This window comes from Neobacillus fumarioli NBRC 102428 (assembly GCF_001591485.1).
Classification (GTDB): Bacteria; Bacillota; Bacilli; order Bacillales; family Cytobacillaceae; genus Neobacillus; species Neobacillus fumarioli.
On the sequence record NZ_BCUZ01000229.1, the window covers coordinates 1 to 1,490 of the forward strand.

A 1,490-nucleotide genomic window follows, 5' to 3' on the forward strand; every position below is an offset into this window, starting at 1 on the left:
CAGGCTGACCAAGGCGCTTGCGCTTTTCTAATAGGCGATTAACCAATTGTCGAAATAATTTGTAAATTATTTTGTGAACTTGCATAGGATAAAGTAATCCAATATTTTATTCATTTTTTTCATTCGGGTTATTGTATGTATGGCGCGAAAAAAGTGTGCATCTAGAAGTGAAAATTTCTATAAGGAGGGGTTTTAATAATGACAGAACCAAACCATCAATTTGTGATTTCAAAAGAAGATTGGTCCCTCCACCGTAAAGGCCACGATGACCAGCAGCGACATCAGGAAAAAGTCCAGGAGGCAATCCGAAACAATTTACCAGACCTCATTACCGAAGAAAGTATTATTATGTCAAATGGTCGAGATGTGGTAAAAATTCCAATTCGTTCTTTAGACGAATACAAAATTCGCTATAATTATGACAAAAACAAACACGTGGGCCAAGGTGACGGTGACAGTCAAGTAGGAGATGTTGTGGCACGTGATGGCTCAAGCAGCCAAGCAGGACCGGGCAAGGGCCAGGGAGCTGGTGATCAGGCCGGAGAAGATTACTATGAGGCAGAAGTGTCATTAATGGAACTGGAAGAAGAATTATTTAAACAATTGGAATTGCCAAATTTAAAACGAAAAGAAGAACAAGAGCATTTGGTTGAGAACATTGAGTTTAATGATATCCGCAAAACAGGGCTAATAGGCAATATCGACAAGAAACGGACGATGATGGCTGCGTTTAAACGAAATGCCATGTCCGGTAAGCCGTCATTTCACCCGATTTACAAAGACGATTTGAAATTTAAAACATGGAATGAAGTGGTAAAGCCGGATTCAAAAGCTGTCGTGCTGGCGATGATGGATACAAGTGGAAGTATGGGGATTTGGGAAAAGTATATGGCACGCAGTTTCTTCTTCTGGATGACCAGATTTTTACGGACGAAATACGAAACAGTCGAAATCGAATTTATTGCCCACCATACCGAAGCAAAAGTAGTTTCTGAAGAAGACTTTTTCTCCAAAGGCGAAAGCGGGGGGACTATTTGTTCTTCGGCTTACCGGAAGGCATTAGAGATCATTGAGGACAAATACCACCCAAGGAAATATAATATTTATCCATTCCATTTTTCCGACGGAGACAATTTGACTTCTGACAATGCCCGCTGCGTGAAGCTGGTAGAGGAATTAATGAAAGTTTCCAACATGTTCGGTTATGGGGAAGTTAATCAATATAATCGCCATTCAACCTTAATGTCAGCTTATAAAAATATTAAAGATGAGCGTTTCCGCTATTATATCCTCAAACAAAAAGCTGATGTTTTCCACGCCATGAAAACCTTTTTCCAGAAAGAAGAATCAAAAATGTATGCGTAAAAAACTGGTTGCATAAACCAGTTTTTTTCTATAGCCGATCGGAAAGCTTTTCTATCAGGTATAAGTGCAACTACACCTCATGAACCTTCTATCGCTCGCCAGCCGGCGAGTTTTCTAATTGTTTA

Annotated in this window: 1 protein-coding gene; it reads left to right on the forward strand. The window is 39.9% G+C overall.

The window, feature by feature from the left end; translation table 11 throughout:
• Positions 1 to 198 precede the first annotated feature (198 nt).
• Positions 199 to 1,365 (forward strand): sporulation protein YhbH, encoded by a 1,167-nt coding sequence (yhbH, locus tag BFU02S_RS15785; RefSeq protein ID WP_066372744.1) that lies wholly within the window; start codon positions 199 to 201, stop codon positions 1,363 to 1,365.
• The last annotated feature ends 125 nt before the right edge of the window (positions 1,366 to 1,490 follow it).

Bases quoted from the DNA above. Each gene is read 5' to 3' on its own strand.
- yhbH (WP_066372744.1), top strand. From the start codon at position 199: ATGACAGAACCAAACCATCAATTTGTGATTTCAAAAGAAGATTGGTCC.